Source organism: Bradyrhizobium sp. 159, assembly GCF_023073795.1.
In the GTDB taxonomy this organism is placed as follows: Bacteria; Pseudomonadota; Alphaproteobacteria; order Rhizobiales; family Xanthobacteraceae; genus Bradyrhizobium.
On the sequence record NZ_JADPKE010000031.1, the window covers coordinates 1 to 16,120 of the forward strand.

The 16,120-nt window shown below is 60.9% G+C and carries 15 protein-coding genes and 4 pseudogenes; 12 read left to right on the forward strand and 7 right to left on the reverse strand.

From position 1 onward, the window contains the following. From IVA96_RS06220 to IVA96_RS06240, 5 genes and pseudogenes are all read right to left on the reverse strand, one after another. Window positions 1-180, reverse strand: a pseudogene (locus tag IVA96_RS06220) (PQQ-dependent dehydrogenase, methanol/ethanol family); the annotation flags it as partial. A gap of 84 nt (window positions 181-264) precedes the next feature. Continuing rightward, window positions 265-849, reverse strand: coding sequence for a ubiquinol-cytochrome c reductase iron-sulfur subunit (locus tag IVA96_RS06225; protein ID WP_247416190.1), 585 nt, complete (start codon window positions 847-849; stop codon window positions 265-267). Window positions 850-972: 123 nt separating this feature from the next. Then, complete coding sequence (locus IVA96_RS06230; RefSeq protein ID WP_247416193.1) at window positions 973-1,251, reverse strand: hypothetical protein; 279 nt, start codon at window positions 1,249-1,251, stop codon at window positions 973-975. A gap of 148 nt (window positions 1,252-1,399) precedes the next feature. Further along, window positions 1,400-1,744, reverse strand: a complete 345-nt coding sequence (locus IVA96_RS06235; protein WP_247280263.1) for a hypothetical protein — start codon at window positions 1,742-1,744, stop codon at window positions 1,400-1,402. After that, window positions 1,744-2,836 (reverse strand): annotated as a pseudogene (locus tag IVA96_RS06240) (IS5 family transposase). Before IVA96_RS06240 ends, IVA96_RS06235 begins: the two are co-directional and overlap by 1 nt. A 729-nt stretch (window positions 2,837-3,565) precedes the next feature. Between IVA96_RS06240 and IVA96_RS06245 the strand changes: the two are divergent. The 8 genes and pseudogenes from IVA96_RS06245 to IVA96_RS06280 all read left to right on the forward strand — a co-directional run bounded on the left by IVA96_RS06245 (window position 3,566) and on the right by IVA96_RS06280 (window position 10,258). Continuing rightward, the gene (locus tag IVA96_RS06245; protein ID WP_247416196.1) at window positions 3,566-3,946 is read left to right on the forward strand and encodes a hypothetical protein; all 381 of its coding nucleotides are present in this window, start codon (window positions 3,566-3,568) and stop codon (window positions 3,944-3,946) included. A 97-nt stretch (window positions 3,947-4,043) separates the two neighbouring features. Further along, complete coding sequence (locus IVA96_RS06250; protein ID WP_247416199.1) at window positions 4,044-4,673, forward strand: TerC family protein; 630 nt, start codon at window positions 4,044-4,046, stop codon at window positions 4,671-4,673. Between the two features lie 199 nt (window positions 4,674-4,872). Next, window positions 4,873-6,378 carry a CHASE3 domain-containing protein gene (locus tag IVA96_RS06255; protein WP_247416201.1) on the forward strand — a complete coding sequence of 502 codons (1,506 nt, stop codon included), beginning with the start codon at window positions 4,873-4,875 and terminating at the stop codon, window positions 6,376-6,378. A gap of 526 nt (window positions 6,379-6,904) precedes the next feature. Then, window positions 6,905-7,495 (forward strand): annotated as a pseudogene (xoxF5, locus tag IVA96_RS06260) (lanthanide-dependent methanol dehydrogenase XoxF5); the annotation flags it as partial. Window positions 7,496-7,746: 251 nt separating this feature from the next. Continuing rightward, window positions 7,747-7,979, forward strand: a pseudogene (locus IVA96_RS06265) (ion transporter); the annotation flags it as partial. 837 nt (window positions 7,980-8,816) lie between these two features. Then, window positions 8,817-9,257: a tol-pal system-associated acyl-CoA thioesterase gene (ybgC, locus tag IVA96_RS06270; protein ID WP_247280257.1), complete on the forward strand. Its 441-nt coding sequence runs from the start codon at window positions 8,817-8,819 to the stop codon at window positions 9,255-9,257. Window positions 9,258-9,280: 23 nt separating this feature from the next. Further along, window positions 9,281-9,712, forward strand: a complete 432-nt coding sequence (locus tag IVA96_RS06275) for a YbgC/FadM family acyl-CoA thioesterase (protein ID WP_247416337.1) — start codon at window positions 9,281-9,283, stop codon at window positions 9,710-9,712. 78 nt (window positions 9,713-9,790) lie between these two features. Beyond that, the gene (locus IVA96_RS06280; RefSeq protein ID WP_247280240.1) at window positions 9,791-10,258 is read left to right on the forward strand and encodes a nuclear transport factor 2 family protein; all 468 of its coding nucleotides are present in this window, start codon (window positions 9,791-9,793) and stop codon (window positions 10,256-10,258) included. Window positions 10,259-10,367: 109 nt separating this feature from the next. Here IVA96_RS06280 and IVA96_RS06285 read toward each other — a convergent pair whose 3' ends face one another. Next, entirely contained in the window at window positions 10,368-11,087 is a 720-nt protein-coding gene (locus IVA96_RS06285; RefSeq protein ID WP_247280239.1) for a type 1 glutamine amidotransferase, read from the reverse strand. A 52-nt stretch (window positions 11,088-11,139) separates the two neighbouring features. Further along, a complete protein-coding gene (locus IVA96_RS06290) occupies window positions 11,140-12,066 on the reverse strand; it encodes a LysR substrate-binding domain-containing protein (protein WP_247280238.1) in 927 nt (308 codons plus the stop codon). A 273-nt stretch (window positions 12,067-12,339) separates the two neighbouring features. On the opposite strand from IVA96_RS06290, the gene IVA96_RS06295 reads away from it, so the two are divergent. From IVA96_RS06295 to IVA96_RS06310, 4 genes are read left to right on the forward strand one after another with little or no spacing between them, the layout of a single operon-like run. After that, a complete protein-coding gene (locus IVA96_RS06295) occupies window positions 12,340-13,374 on the forward strand; it encodes an ABC transporter substrate-binding protein (protein ID WP_247280237.1) in 1,035 nt (344 codons plus the stop codon). A 27-nt stretch (window positions 13,375-13,401) separates the two neighbouring features. Next, a complete protein-coding gene (locus IVA96_RS06300; protein ID WP_247280236.1) occupies window positions 13,402-14,442 on the forward strand; it encodes an ABC transporter ATP-binding protein in 1,041 nt (346 codons plus the stop codon). Then, window positions 14,439-15,314: an ABC transporter permease gene (locus IVA96_RS06305; RefSeq protein ID WP_247280235.1), complete on the forward strand. Its 876-nt coding sequence runs from the start codon at window positions 14,439-14,441 to the stop codon at window positions 15,312-15,314. Before IVA96_RS06300 ends, IVA96_RS06305 begins: the two co-directional genes overlap by 4 nt. Beyond that, on the forward strand, window positions 15,311-16,117 hold the full coding sequence (locus tag IVA96_RS06310) for an ABC transporter permease (RefSeq protein WP_247280234.1): 807 nt from the start codon (window positions 15,311-15,313) through the stop codon (window positions 16,115-16,117). Before IVA96_RS06305 ends, IVA96_RS06310 begins: the two co-directional genes overlap by 4 nt. The last annotated feature ends 3 nt before the right edge of the window (window positions 16,118-16,120 follow it).

Sequence of the window (16,120 nt, forward strand, 5' to 3'; positions counted from 1 at the left end):
CGGACTGTAGCCCTGCCCGTCGTAGGTGCGTCGGTACAGCATCCAGTTACTAGGTTCCGGATTTTCCAGCCTGGCTTGTGTCACTGGACTGTAATTTTCAATCGGCCCGCCGAATGCGGCGGCCGAGAAAAAGGTCGTGCACGCAACACAACCGGACAATAGCCATTGCCTTTTGGTCATGGACGTCATCTCCCTAAGCTCTTTCTCTTGCCGACCATAAATAATGCGACCAACTGTGGCACGGGAATCCGATGCGACTACTCGTCACCCTCCTTGTTGAGCACCTACCTTTCCAACGAATGCTGCAGCGATGGTGAGCGAGCCGTCGGCGGTTGCAAGCGGCAGCGCTGCCAAACGCCGGGGCGCGGGTCCGAACACGACTTGCGCGCTTTCCCGCGGATCGAACTCGGAATTGTGACAAAAACATTTGAGCACGTCGTTGTCGCCGGCCTCGGATTTCAGCCAGCCGGTGACAGCACATCCGGCATGAGTACAGATCGCCGAATAGGCTACAATGCCCTGCGTGGAGCGCGAGCGCGTCTCCTCGTCCATCTCCCCGGGATCAAGCCTTATGAGAAGGATTTCGTTCAGCCGCGAGCCGTTGCGGACAACCGAAGTCTTTGCGTCCTTTGGCCAGGCATGCAGCGGCGCCTCACCGAGCCTCACGTCATCGGGCACGATGATGCCGCCGGCGCGGTCACCCTCTGAGACCACAAGAAGGTCGCCTTTCCTCGGCCGATCGCTGCTGCCGGGCTGGTCTTCCTGCGCCGCAGCGAACCTCCTCACCGTTAGAAACGCTCCGAGCGTGGCGAAAAAAAGCGACCGTCGCGTTTGCTTCGGACTTCGCATTGGTCCGTCTCTAGCCCCACTGTAGAGCCTCGAAGTCAGGCACGTGTGTCTTCTCGAGCGAGACGCAAGAGCAATGGACTACAGGGCAGGCGCGCGGTCGCGCCTGCCTTGGCGAGGCTCAGCTCACCGCTGCTTTTCGCCGCTACCTGGCGCCCCCGTGGAGGTGCCACTGGTCGAGCCGGTTGTCGGCGCAGCAGTGTCAGTCTTTCCAGGGGGATGAGCAGAAGCACCTGGCTTTTCCTGCTCACCGACATAGCCGGACTCGCCGGACTGGCGGGTCTTGATGCCCTTGTCCGCCTCCTCCTGCATCTGCGGGTTCGGTGCCGTCGGCTGCTGGGCCAGCCCCGGTAAGGCGAACGTAATTCCAACAGCTACAAGCATCGCAACGATTGTGGTTCGCATAGCAGTCCTCCCCATCGCAGCGCGCACTTTGTACGACAACGAACGCACCGGCCCGCAAAAGTTTCCTCGCTCATCAGCCGTATTTGCGAAAAGGCGATACCGCACAAGGCGGGCGAGTAGACCCGGCTTTAGCAGGCTGTTGAAGAACTCATCCGCGTTCGCAAACGAAGGCTGAGTCGTCGCCATTGTGGATGTAGAAGTGGCCGACGAGCCTGCCCGCAGTGCCGATCATGACCCATCCGCGACCGCAGGCAGGGTCATTCTCGTCGTGCCCTTCCCATGAGAACTCCGCACAGGCCGAACCGTCTCGCGCGCCGTAGCGGACGTCGAGGAAGCCCTTGAGAGCCCCAAAGGCGATTTCGCCATCGGACTTGCCCTCGAAGGTGAGATGCGCCTCTTCGACAAGATCGAGGAAGTCGCTGTCCCAGACGTCCATCTCGACGATGCGCCAGCGGCCGGCAAAGGCCTTGGCGAAGCCGGGCACCTTGGCCATCAGCCGGTCTCCGCGATCAGCTTGGGCAGTCGCACCAGATTGTAGGCGGTGGCAGCGAAGGTAAAGGCCCATGCGACGCGATCACGGCCACGGAAGCTGGTCTTCTCTTGCCCGGCGACCGTCTTGATCCAGCCGAATGCCTCCTCGATCCGCTTGCGGATGCGCTGGCTGACGGCATAGCCGCCGTGCCGGGTCGTTCGCCCGTCAATCGCCGAGCTGCGGCCGCTGGTGTTCTGCGCAACATGCGGCGTGACGTTCATCGAGCGCAACTCATTGACGAAGTCTTCTGCATCGTAGGCTTTGTCGGCGCCGAGCGTGATCGCCGTCGGCCGGTCGGCATAAGGCTCGATCATGTGCAGCGCCGCCACCCGTTCGGCATGCCCGTCCGCCAGCGTGAGGCAGGCGTCGATGAGCAGGCCGTGGCGGTTCTCCATCAGCCCGTGCCCGATGAAGCACAGCTTTGTCTCCTTGCCGTTGCCCTTGCGGTAGAGCCTGGCATCGGGGATCGGTAGTCGAAGCATGGGTGGCGTTCGAGCGTTTCTGGCCATGGAAGTCCGCCTCGGCATTGCGGCCACCGCCTTGCGCCGGCGGCTCGCCAGAGCTGTCCTTCGGCCTGACGCTCTTCATCGAGGCCCAGGCCTCGATCAGCGTGCCATCGACCGAGAAGTGATCGCTCGATAGAAGCTTCTTCACCCTGGGCTGCGCCAGCACCGCTGCCAGGAACTTCGCCGCGATGTCGCCTTCCAGCAGCCGGTCGCGGTTCTTCGAGAACACCGAATGGTCCCAGGCCGCGTCGTCAACGCCGATTCCGACGAACCAGCGGAACAGGAGGTCGTATTCTAGCCGCTCCATCAGAAGCCGCTCGGAGCGGATCGAATAAAACGCCTGCAACAGGATCGACCGCAGCAGCTTCTCCGGCGGGATCGACGGCCGCCCAATCGGCGAATAGAGCGCGGCAAACTCGCGCTCCAGCACCGCCAGCGCCTCGTTCACGATCGTCCGGATCGCTCGCAGCGGATGATCACGCCGCACCCGCGCCTCCAGATCAACGTAGCTAAACAGCTCACCCGTTCGATTGTCGCCGCCGCGCACACACCATCCACGAATCTCGTCGGAGCCAATGAATCACGATCGTTGGTCCACGACGAGCGCCTTTTTCAACAGCCTGTTTAGAGCGACGTTCCGGCGGCGGCATGCGCGATCGCCGCGCTTGGAGGTGTCCGACGTGCCCGGCGGCTTCTAATCGGTGGTCGGCATCAGGTAAGGACATTAGCGTAGCGAACAGCGATGCAGCGGCACCTCGACACTTCCGGGCTCAGCCGTCGCCGGCGATGTTTTGACGGGCGCGCGTCCTGTGGGTGATCAGGCCGCAACGCCACCGAACTTCTCGGTTTTGAGGGCGTCGAACCACCCACCTGCACTCGCGCCGCCACGTTCCAATAGAAGGGGGGGTGTGCGTGCTAACGGCTCGCGGTCATCTTGCCGCGCGGTTAAAACGCGCGCGACAATGCGTAGCATTGTCTTTCTGATTGCACTGGTCGTCTTTAAAGAGGCAATTTTACGATCGTGGGTGCGCTCTTCAGAGGGGCCAGCACATGATTGAGCTTTGGATCAAGTGGTTTGAGTCCCTGGCCTCGGTCGAGGGGCTGGCAGCCATCGTCGTTGTTGCCGTAATGACCGCTGGCGTTCTTACGCTGATTGAGGGGCGGCGCAGTAGGACCAAAAAACATTAGCTGCAAGAACCAAAAGAACAGCCAACTGGACCAGGGTGGTTCCACAAAGTAAGTGGCCCTATGAGATGCTCGTATGCAGGAGGATCGAATGATCGCTTCTCATGCAAGTTGGAATGCTCCTTGGCGAGAGACATTCTGCATCTTCGTGCTGTTGAGCATGCTGGTCGCGGCTCCGGCCCTTTTGATAATATTCCTGCTGGAATGGCAACTCGTCTTACCAGCGCTGAGTCTTCTGTTTTTCTCGGATGCGATGATCACCGCGCTCTTGGCCCTGGCAAAGTCAGGGACTGCAACGGTAGGCAAAATTTCTCTGTGGGATATCGCAGGTGCGTTCACAATGATCGGTTGCGCCGCAGCGATTTTTGGCGAGCCAGATCAGGTAGCACTGCTTTTCGGGCAGACCGCTGGACCGCATTCGGACGCCGCTGCCGGAGATAGATACCTTAGCGATCGAGCCGCGATGGACTAGAACTGGATCTGTATTGGGGCTCTGGAGGTGACTCGAATGGGTCGGGCTGGCAGATAAATACGCGCCTCGCTCGGAGCCGAACCTGGGGCCATGACCCTTGATAGACCATCTTCATACGGATGTTCTTAGCGCACTCGTGCAGGTCGTTCTGATTGACCTTGTGCTCGCTGGTGATAACGCCATCGTCATCGGCCTTGCTGCAGCGGGACTTCCTCAAGGGCAACGATCCAAGGCCATTTTGATCGGGATCGTCGCCGCGACGATACTGCGTCTTCTCTTAGCGGGGATAGCCACGCAAATCCTGCAGATCGTCGGCCTTCTGCTCGCTGGCGGGATCCTGTTGCTGTGGGTATGTTGGAAAATGTGGCGAGAGTTGCGCACGTCTCCCGCAGGGTCAACTGTTTGGAAAGGGACCATAGGGGCCATTGCAGAAAGCAAACCTCGCAAAACGCTCTTCCAAGCGAGTTGGCAGATTATCGTGGCCGACGCTTCCATGTCTCTCGACAACGTCCTTGCCGTCGCAGGGGCGGCACGCGATCATCCAGTAGTCTTGATTTTCGGCTTGGGGCTTTCCATCGCGATGATGGGCCTGGCCGCTTCTTTCATTGCCGGCCTTCTGCAAACTCATCGATGGCTCGCTTACGTCGGACTGGCCGTCATTCTCTATGTGGCAGTGGAGATGATCTGGCGCGGAACATTGGAGATCATGAAGGTCGCATCGGTATGAGGGCCCTGTTGTGTCTGACGGCACCGCATGCCTAGAATTTCCCAGTTGTCCGACGAGATGCTGTATGCTCCACTCAGGGGAAGGCTGCACTGCTTTGCCCCTATCACAGCCCCATGCCAAATTCTTGCGAATGCCACCGCTTGGGAGCAATCTTGAGTTAGCCAGCTGGTTGGTCGCGGATTTCGGCGTTGAGGGTCACGTGTCCCCTTTCTCGAATTTACTGATCTTGCACAAATTGATGGCCGCGTTTGCAGCCGTGATAGCCGTCATATTTGTGAGTGGCGCAATCGTATATGACAGACTTGGCGTGATCGAAGAGGCCAAAAACTGGCGTGTCCATACCACTGACGTGTTGGACACGCTAGAGATGGCGGTGGCCGCAGCGCTTGATCAAGAAACGAGTTTGCGCGGTTATTTGATCAGCGGCGATGAGAAATTCTTGGATCCATACCGCGAGGGCGGCGACAAGTTCATCGCGGCGATCCGGAAACTTAGAGCACAGACATCGGATAACCAGGACCAGCAACACCGGCTTGATGAATTGAACAAGTTGGCGACTATGTGGCGCATCGAGACCGCCGAGCGCGAGATCGCGCTGATGGCGAATCCCGCGACTCGCGAGGAGGCGCGCACGTTGGAGGGGGCGACCGGCAAAGCTGCCATGGATGCAATCCGTGCCAAGGCAAATGAAATCGAGAAGGCTGAGCGCGATCTGTTGGCCAGGCGTGACGCCGTGCAGAAGCAGGCGTACGCCACTGCATACACGGCGACCGCGCTGGGCGCCGCAGCCTCGCTCCTGATTGCGGTATTGATGGGCATCCTACTGACGCGCGTTATCGCGACGCCGATCACCCGAATGACCGGCGCCATGACCGCACTCGCAAAGGGCGACACTAGCATCGACGTGCCCGGGATTGATCGGCGTGACGAAATCGGCGCGATGGCGGGTGCGGTCGAAGTTTTCAAGAAGGCTGTCATGGAACGGCAAAAGACCCAGGTCGAACTCGCTCATGTCAGTCGTGTCGCGACGATTGGGCAGCTGACGGCTTCGATTGCCCATGAAGTCAATCAGCCGATCTCGGCTGTGCTCACCAATGCGGACGCCGCCTTGAACTGGCTCGGCGCTAACCCGCCCAATCTAAATAAGACCCGCGAGTCCCTCGAGCACATTGTCGCAGATAGCCGACGAGCTGGCGAGATCGTCGACCGTATCCGCTCTATGGTCAGGAAAGCGCCGGTACCCAAAAGCCGCCTCGACCTCAACGAAGCCGTCCTGGACGTCGTCGCTATGGTCCGAAGCGAGGCGGTGAGGCATGAGATTTCGCTACAGACGCAACTGGCGGAGGACCTGCCGCAGATCGAAGGTGAGCGCATTCAGCTGCAGCAGGTGCTCCTGAATCTGATCCTCAATGCCATCGACGCCGTGAACAGCGTTGAGGATGGCTGGCGGGAGCTGCAGATCAGTACCGAAAGGGATGTTGCGGGTGATGTACGCGTCTCCGTGCGAGACTCGGGCCCGGGGCTCGACCCGACGAGTGAAGAACTCGTTTTCGAAGCGTTCTACACGACCAAATCGCACGGCTTAGGGATGGGCCTGGCCATTTGTCGGTCGATCATCGCAGCTCATGGCGGCCAGTTGTGGGTCACGAGGAATAAGCCTCGGGGGGCCGTCTTCCAGTTCACCCTCGCTCCCCACCAGGACTAGGCCGTTTGGCCAGAGCCAGTGGGCTGGGCCTATGCTTGGAGATTGAGTGGTGCGCCGATTTGGGCTAGCTCCTCCAAAACAACGTCTTCCCCTGCTCCGATTCTTAGCGCTCGGCTCCAATCACACCGACTGTGATCTACCAGGTCCTCAGATTAGAAATGAAGGCTGGCGCGCGCCTAAGCCTCGGTAGAACGGTTGCTTCGGCACAACCGAGCGTGTCGCCGCCTTCGTGTCCGGCGCGTTGCCGTTGTGCTCGTCCTCTGGTCCTGATCTTAGCCTTCGCAAATTCTGTCGATCGATACCCGGAAATGGCAGCACTCGACATGACTGAAGACATCATCGTTCTGGGCGGCTTGGCCACCCTGTTCTGCTGGACCTACAGCTGCTTGCCACTGATCTTTTACAACTGAGTTTCGGCACGCTGGGGCTGCGGCCGAAATATGCCGGGCGAAAGCGCCTCCACTCGGCTCGATTCGGGATAGGAGGTCGCCCAGGCGAGTAGTTCAGAAGCCTCCAGACGGGCGTGAATGTGACTGGGATCTGCCCAGCTGCACTTGGAACCAAAGACCAACAGCCGGCCGCATTCTCGCCTGATACGGGCCTGTTCTACGTCCCGACGAACCACGTCTGCATGGACTACGAGCCATTCAAGGTGAGCTACACAGCAGGGCAGCCTTATGTCGGCGCTACACTGTCAATGTATCCGCCTCGTGGCGAGAATCATATGGGCAACTTCATTGCTTGGGACGCACGTACTGGCAAAATCGTTTGGTCGAACAAAGAGCAGTTCTCAGTGTGGTCCGGCGCACTAGCAACGGCGGGAAACGTTGTGTTCTACGGCACACTCGAAGGGTATCTCAAAGCTGTCGACGCGAAGACGGGCAACGAGCTTTACAAGTTCAAGACGCCCTCAGGAATCATTGGAAACGTGACGACGTACGAGTATGCAGGCAAGCAGTACATTGCCGTTCTATCGGGCGTCGGCGGCTGGGCCGGTATCGGCCTTGCAGCCGGTCTTACCGAGCCAACTGCGGGTTTGGGTGCTGTTGGGGGCTACGCTGGGCTACGCGATTTTACGACGCTGGGAGGGCAGATCACTGTTTTCTCATTACCTTAACGCAGCCGATCCCTGTGAACCGAGTGTTCAGCCGCCACGGTAGTTCTCGGGCAACTCTGCGAACGTAATAGTGTTCGGCTCCAGCGATCGGCTGATAACGCTTTCGTAAACGCGCAACGCATGGGATAGCTCTCCGAACAGGGCATGAAATTCCGCAACTTAGGCGAACGCGCGAAGCACGTTGGTCGGATCGAAACCTTGCATCGCAAGATCGATGGCGGTTTCAAGCATCAATTGAAACTCGTCCTCGATTGCTGTTCATCATCGCGACCTCATTCCTGCACCCCAGTGAGATCATGGAGACGCTCGATGTACTATTCGGCGAATGATATTTGCTGACTTTTCAGCACGCCTCCTCGTCGACCGGCACCCGGTTCGATCATTCAGTCAACTCGCGACGTGGGCTGACATAGTCGCGATCGTATCTTTCTTGGCGCCGCTTGCGGGGGAGGCGGGCGGCTTTCTGCGGATTCTGCGAACGTTAGGGAGCACCTGTTGTTCGGCAGGTGCTGGGGGATTAATCGCTCCAAACGAGGGGTGTCTGACTAGGACAGCACCCAGAAATTATTCCAGGGATTCAAAGTTGTGAATCCGATGCGAAAGAACGCGCTGGAGCTAAGGTTCGCAACAGGTCTTGCAAGACGATGGCACGCAAGACAAACAGTCGAACCGAGTGCGAACTCAATCGTTCCTGAAGCCGGCCGCGGGGGCCGCAAGCAATGCCGATGGCCACTAGCGCCTTCGGCCGGTAAGCTTGGCTCGGCGTGGACGCTTGCTTTTCTGTTTGAGCCTCGTTGGTTTTGCGCTCTTCTCAGCCGCGAGAACTCGGGCTCGGACTTCCTCTAATTCAACGAGTGCAGAAACGATGCTCTGAAGACGTTTGCGAATAGCAGCAGCAGGAATGACTGCTCGACTGCGGGTACTCATTAGACGCCCCTACTTACTAGCCCGCCATTGGCCAGCCCGAGTTGTTCCCAGGGGAACAGTCGCAATGTCCTGCCGGATCGCTTATCTTAGGCACATGCGTATGGCATACGAGCTCTGCCTGTCATTCGGCGCGCTGATTGACCCCTTGTCGGCGCCGAAGAAGGTTGACCCCGGCGGGCAATGGCGAAGCCGTTGAACAATTGCCGAAAATACATCGAGCGTGGGGTCAATGTTGGGCTCTGACTCATTTCTGATGAAGTTCGCCGGCGACTGTGGTTCTAGGTGCATCCCAAGCAAAGTTCAAACCCAAAGCGATGGCGCTTGCTGAGGAAGGTGCCTCTATGCAAGACAATCGGCCCCGAAGTGCGAGAAGTGCAATAAGAGAAATCCCCCTGTGCCAGTATCTCTTGACGGCGAAATTCGCGATGGCCGCCATCATATGCAGGTCCGTATCTATTTCGAAGATACGGACGCCGGCCAGATTGTTTATCACGCGAATTTCTTGCGCTTCATGGAACGCGGCAGAACAAATTACTTGCGTCTGCTCGGAACGAATCAGCAAGAGCTCCTCAAAGAAGCGCAGGAAGATGCGCCAGGCTTTGCTTTCGTAGTCCGTTCGATGAGTATCGATTTTCTAAAGCCAGCAATCCTGGACGACCTACTTGAAGTTGTCACGGTTCCAGAAGAGGTAAGGGGTGCGTCGATTACCCTGCTGCAGGAATGCAGGCGCGGGGACGATCTTTTGGTCACGGCCCGCGTGCGCGCGGCGTTTATCTCAGGCGGAAAAGCGCAACGTATCCCGAAGGCGCTGCGGTTCGCCATAGGAGGAGCGTAGAAAAATCGACGCTTGTTTACGCTATAGCCCTCCAACGTCCCAATGAAATCAAGGCGCTGTGTTGCGATGTTGGCAAGCCAGAGTTCTCCGGCATCGTCTATCATGCCAATTATCTGCGCTATATGGAGCGCGGGCGGACCAATCATCTGCGGCTGATGGGCGCCGAGCAGCAGGCGCTGTTCGAGCAGCCCGAGACCGACGGCGCCGGCTTCGCCTTCGTGGTGCGCTCGATGCATCTGGACTTTTTGAAGCCCGCGCGGATGGACGACGTGCTCGATGTCGTGACCTGGCCGATCGCGGTGAAGGGCGCTTCCATCATGCTGGCGCAGGAGGTGCGCCGGGCTGAGGACGTGCTGGTGAAAGCGGAAGTGCGCGTCGCCTTCATCAGCGGCGGTCGCGCGCAGCCGATTCCGAAATCGATCCGGACCTTGATGAAGGCCGATCTGATTTCGTGATCGCCCGATTTGCAGTGGCCTATCGACTCCACCAATTGCAGCGATAGATTGCGGCCCCAACCAACCGATGAGGCCATCATGTCGCGCCCGCCGCTTCCGCCCTTCACGAGAGAGACCGCTGCGCAAAAGGCGCGCATGGCCGAGGACGCCTGGAATTCGCGCGATCCGGCGCGCGTCGCGCTCGCCTATACCGAGGACAGCCGCTGGCGCAATCGTTCTGAAGTCTTTCAGGGCCGTGAGGCAATCGTTGCATTCCTCACCCGCAAATGGGAGAGGGAGCACGACTACCGACTGATCAAGGACCTCTGGGCTTTCGACGGCAATCGTATCGCGGTGCGCTTCCAGTACGAATGGCATGATGGCAAAGGTCAGTGGTATCGCTCCTACGGCAACGAGCAGTGGGAATTCGACGAGCACGGCCTGATGAAGCGGCGCGAGGCCTCGATCAACGACATTGCGATCGCCGAGAAGGACCGCCGCTTTCACTGGCCCGCGCCGGGGCCGCGGCCGGCAGATGTGCCGGGGCTGGGCGAGAGTCCGTTCTGAGCCCTCAACCCTCATGGTGAGGAGCCGCGAAGCGGCGTCTCGAACCATGCAGGCCTCGCCGTTGCGGTGGGGGCCTCGATTCTTCGAGACGCGCGCGAGAGCGCGCTCCTCAGGATGAGGGGATGGATTTGCGCGTCAAGAACCTTGTGATCGCCCCACCGAGCTTCGCGTTGTCCATCGGCTGCGTCAGTGACGCTCGCGCCGTTGCGACGACATCATCCGGCGCCTTGCCGTCGCGCAGGTCGCAACACACCTGTGCGAACGCCACGTCGAACTCCGGATGCGGCTGCACGGTCAGCGTGGTGCCGTTGGCGTAGAGCAGGCCGGCATGCGGCGTGAAGTCCGACGACAGGATCGTCAGCGCCTCGTTCGGCGGCTCGATCACCTGGTCCTGATGCGAGGCGGCGATTGCGATGGCTTCGCCGTCGACGACGCCATTCTCCGGCAGCACCTGATAAACGTGCCGGCCGATGCCCCAACCCTTCTCCGACTTGCGTACAGTGCCGCCGAGCGCTTGTGCGATCAGTTGATGGCCGAAGCAGACGCCCACCATCGGCGTCTTGTTGGCGTAAGCCGTGCGCACGAAATCTTCCAGCGGCGCGATCCAGTCGAGCCTGTCATAGACGCCGGCCGCCGCGCCGGTGATCAGGATGGCCTCCAAGCCGCGCGGATCGGGCAGCGCATCCCCATTCGGAATGCTGACGATGTCGATTGTAGCCATAGGGTCCTCGGCGAGGATCATGCGCTCGAACATGTCCGGAAACGAGCCGTGCCGCTCGCGATGCTCTTGAGGAACGAGCCCGGTCTCGACGATGGTGATGCGTGCCATATGCTACCTGCGGAGGCAGGCAGCATACAACAGGACCCGCACGGCGTCCAAATCAACCAGGCGCAAAACCATGTGCGGACTTGTCCTCGAGCTCAGTGAGCGCCTTGCGCATGGTCTCGACCAGATCCAGCGCCACCGGCGAGGGGCTGCGCTGGGCCGGGAAGACGGCCGAGAACTCGAAGTCGATGCGCGGCAGGAAGCGGCGCACGACGACGCCGCGCGTTGCAAATTCCTGTGCGGTGAAGGGATCGCAGATCGACACGCCAAGCCCCGACGACACCATGCCGCACATGATCTCCGACAGCGTGGTCTCCACCCGCAGCACGCGGCGAACGTCGCTGCGATGGAAGACCTGGTCGACCAGGTGCCGGCTCGATGATCCCGCCGACAGCGAGATGAACGTCTCGCCCTCGAAATCGCCCGGCTCCAGCACTTCCTTCTCCGCCAAACGATGTCCGGTCGGCAGCACCGCGACACGCGCCAACGCCGGCAGCCGCAGGCTCGGCAGCCCGGAATGGGCGATCGGCACCTCGGCAAAGCCGATGTCGCATTGATTGTTCAGCACCCAGTCGACCACGATCGGCGAGATCACGCCGAAGAAGGCGAGGTTGAGGTTGGGCCGCTCCTTCAAGAACTGCCCGGCGAGCCGCGGCAGATAGCCGTTCGCGAGCGCCGGCAGCGCGGCGATGCGCAGCGAGCCGGTGCGCCGGCCGCGGATTTCTTCGGCCGCCGCGGTGATGCGTTCGAGACCGACGAACGAGCGCTCGACTTCGGTGTAGAGCGCCATGGCCGCCGCGGTCGGCACGAGACCGGTGCCGCGTCGTTCGAACAACTCCATCTTCAGCAGCGCCTGGAAGTCGCGCAGCAACCGGCTGACGGCGGGCTGCGTCACCACCATCAGCTTTGCCGCCTCGGTGACGCTGCCGGTCAGCATGGTCGCCCGAAAGGCCTCAACCTGCCGCGAATTGATCCGCGCCATCTCGAATTCCACTCATAACATTTCGGCATGCAGAGGGTGCCATTATTCATTGGACGATGGAAGCTTGGTTTTGCGATCTTTTTCATCAGAGCTGGAGCCAGCCCGCTTTTTCGGCAGATTGGAGACGTTCAAACCTCCAAATCGCGCCAAAACCCGCCGAGCAGGGGCCGGAGCCCTGGTCGGAGAGGAATTTGCGCGGAAGGAAATGCGGAAGGTGCTTCGGCCGGAGACTTGTCGGCACGTCACCTCATTCCGGTATGGAGATCGGTCCACATGAAGACTTTTCGCCTTCTGACCGCGGTCAGCATCGCGGCGCTGATTGCCGCCCCGTCGGCCGCCTCGGCCCAGCAAAAGACGCTCTATGTCGCCGGCTATGGCGGCTCGTTCGAGAAGACGATCCGCGACGAGGTGATCCCCGCTTTCGAGAAGGAGAACGGCGTCAAGGTCGAGTACGTCGCCGGCAACTCGACCGACACACTGGCAAAGCTCCAGGCGCAGAAGGGCAACCAGCAGATCGACGTCGCCATCGTCGATGACGGCCCGATGTACCAGGCGATGCAGCTCGGCTTCTGCGGCAAGCTCGACGGATTGCCGGCCGATCTCTACGACACCGCCCGCTTCAAGGATGATCGTGCGGTCGCGATCGGCATCGTCGCGACCGGCCTGATGTACAACACCAAGGTGTTCAAAGAGAAAGGTTGGGCGCCGCCGACCTCGTGGAACGATCTGAAGGACCCGAAATACGCGAAGCAACTCGTCATCCCCCCGATCAACAACACCTACGGCCTCGAAGCCCTGGTGATGCTGTCGAAGATGAATGGCGGCGGCGAGACCAACGTCGATTCAGGCTTCAAGATCTTCAAGGAGCAGATCAATCCGAACGTGCTCGCCTATGAGCCGTCGCCCGGCAAGATGACCGAGCTGTTCCAGTCCGGCCAGGCCGTGATCGCGGTGTGGGGTACCGGCCGCGTGCAGAGCTTCGCCAATACCGGCTTTCCCGTCGACTTCGTCTATCCGAAGGAAGGCGCCGCGACGCTGCTGACGACGGCATGTCCAATCGCCAAGCCCAACGCTTCTCCTCTGGCCGCGAGCTTCGTCAAGATGCTGCTCGATCCCAAGATCCAGCTGGTGATGCTGAAGGACTATGGCTACGGCCCGGTGCTGAAATCGCTGGTGATCCCGCCCGAGCTCGGCAAGATGGCGCCGATCGGCGAGCGCGCGGCGAAGCTCTATAATCCGGACTGGACCGTCATCAACGAGAAGCGCGAGGAGTGGACCAAGCGCTGGAATCGCGAGGTCGAGCGCTGATCTGATCGTCCGTAGCGGAGACAGCGCATGGCCTATCTCGAGCTTGATCGGGTCGCAAAACAGTTCGGCGCGCAGACCGTGGTCGATGACTTCAGTCTGTCGGTGAGGAAGGGGGAGTTCATCTCCTTCCTCGGGCCTTCCGGCTGCGGCAAGACCACGACGTTGCAGATGATCGCGGGCTTCCTCGATCCCACCCGCGGTGCGATCCGGCTGGAGGGCAAGGACCTCACCGCGATCCATCCGGCCAAGCGCGGCCTCGGCATCGTGTTCCAGAGCTACGCGCTGTTTCCGCACATGACCGTGGCGGAGAACGTCGCCTTCGGCCTCGAGATGCGCAAGGTGTCGCGCGCTGAAAAAGCCGAGCGCGTCCGTGCCGCGCTGGCGATGGTCGGCCTCGCCGGCTATGAGGACCGTCATCCGCGCCGCATGTCCGGCGGCCAGCAGCAGCGCGTGGCGCTGGCGCGCGCGCTGGTGATCAAGCCGAGCGTCCTCCTGCTCGACGAGCCGCTGTCCAACCTCGACGCAAAGCTGCGCGAGGAGATGCAGATCGAGCTGCGCCAGATCCAGCGCACGATCGGCACCACCACGATCCTGGTCACTCACGACCAGAACGAGGCGATGTCGCTGTCCGACCGCATCGTGGTGATGAGCCAGGGCCGCATCGAGCAGATCGGCACGCCGCAGGAGACCTATGAGAAGCCGTCCTCGGCCTTCGTCTCGCAGTTCCTCGGCAAGACCAACGACTTTGCGGCGGCGATCGATCGGACCGTCACGCCGGCGCGGCTGACCGCGGGCTCCTGGAGCGCGCCGGCGCCGGCGGGTCTCAGCGGCCCTGTCACTGTCAGCATTCGCCCTGAAAGGATCGGCTTCGGCGATGCCGGCCTCAGCGCCAAGATCGTCACCCGCATCTTCCAAGGTAATCACTGGCTGTTCCAGTGCGAGAGCGAATGCGGTCCGGCGATCGTGATCCGCCAGAATGACGGCAAGGCGCAGCCGGCCGAAGGTGAGGCGGTGCGTCTGGCTTGGCGTCCCGAGGACATGAGTGTGCGTGCGAGGGGCGTCGCATGAGCGCGGCCGCCGAGGAACGTAACGCGCGTGCGCCGTGGGCTCTGACTGCGCCCGCCCTGATGCTGTTCGTCGGCGTGCTGCTGATTCCGCTGGCGATGACCGTGATGCTGTCGTTCCACGATTGGGGCCAGTACAAAGGCATCGAACCGGTCTTCATCCTCAAGAACTGGCACGAGATCGCGACCGATCCCTATTACGCCGAAATGTTCTGGCGGACCTTTCGAATCGCGATCCTGACCACATTACTCACCGCCGTCCTCGGCGCGCCTGAAGCCTACATCCTCAACCGCATGAGCGGTGGCTGGAAGAGCTTCTTCCTGCTGATCATCCTCGGGCCGCTGCTGATCTCGGTGGTGGCGCGCACGCTCGGCTGGGCGCTGCTGTTCGGCGGCAATAACGGACTGGTCAACAAGCTCTTGATGTCGCTCGGGGTGATCCGCTCCCCCATTCCCTTCATGTTCACTGAAACCGGCATGGTCGTTGCGCTCGCGCATGTGATGATGCCGTTCATGGTGCTGTCGGTATGGGCCGCGCTGCAGCGGCTCGATCCGCAGATCGAGAACGCCGCGACGTCGCTTGGCGCGGGACCCGCGACCATCATCCGCCGCATCATCATGCCCCAGATCATGCCGGGCGTGCTGTCGGGCGCCATCATCGTGTTCTCGCTCTCGGCCAGCGCCTTTGCGACGCCTGCGATCATCGGCGGCCGCCGGCTCAAGGTCGCCGCGACGCTCGCCTATGACGAGTTTCTCAACACGCTGAATTGGCCCCTCGGTGCAGCGGTCGCGACGCTCCTTCTCGTCGCGCTGGTGCTGATTGTGGTCGGCAGCAATGCGCTGATCGAGCGCCGCTATGCGGAGGTGTTCCGATGAGACGGAACGGGCCGCTGGCGTTGATCTTCCACACCATCTTCGTCATCGTCATGGTGGCACCGATCCTGGTGGTCTGCCTCGTCGCGTTTACACCCGAGGGCTTCCTGTCGCTGCCGACCAACGGATTTTCGCTACGCTGGTTCAGGACGATCGCCAACTACCCCGAATTCGTCCATGCGTTCTGGGTCAGCCTTGGGCTCGGCGCGTTGTCGTCCTTGGTGGCGCTGCTGTTCGCGGTGCCGGCGGCGCTGGCGATCGCGCGCTACCGCTTCCGCGGCCGCGATGCGCTCGCCGCGCTGTTCCTGTCGCCGCTGATGATTCCGCATGTCGTGCTCGGCATCGCCTTTCTGCGTTTCTTCACCTCCGCCGGCATGAGTGGCAGCTTCGCGGCGCTCATCATCGCGCATGTCATCATCGTGTTTCCGTTCGCGCTGCGACTAACACTGGCGGCGGCCACCGGCATGGATCTTTCTGTCGAGATGGCCGCGATTTCGCTCGGTGCCAACGGCTGGACGTTGTTCCGCCGCGTGACGCTGCCCTTGATCCTGCCCGGCGTCATCAGCGGCTGGGCGCTCGCCTTCATCCAGTCCTTCGACGATCTCACCATGACCGTCTTCCTCGCGGCGCCCGGTACCGAGACGTTGCCGGTGCGCATGTTCCTTTATATCCAGGACAACATCGATCCGCTGGTGACGTCGGTCTCGGCCTGCGTGATCGCGATCACCATGACCGCCCTCATTCTGCTCGACCGCTTCTACGGGCTCGACCGTGTGCTCGCCGGCAAGGGCGATACGGGACGATAGGAA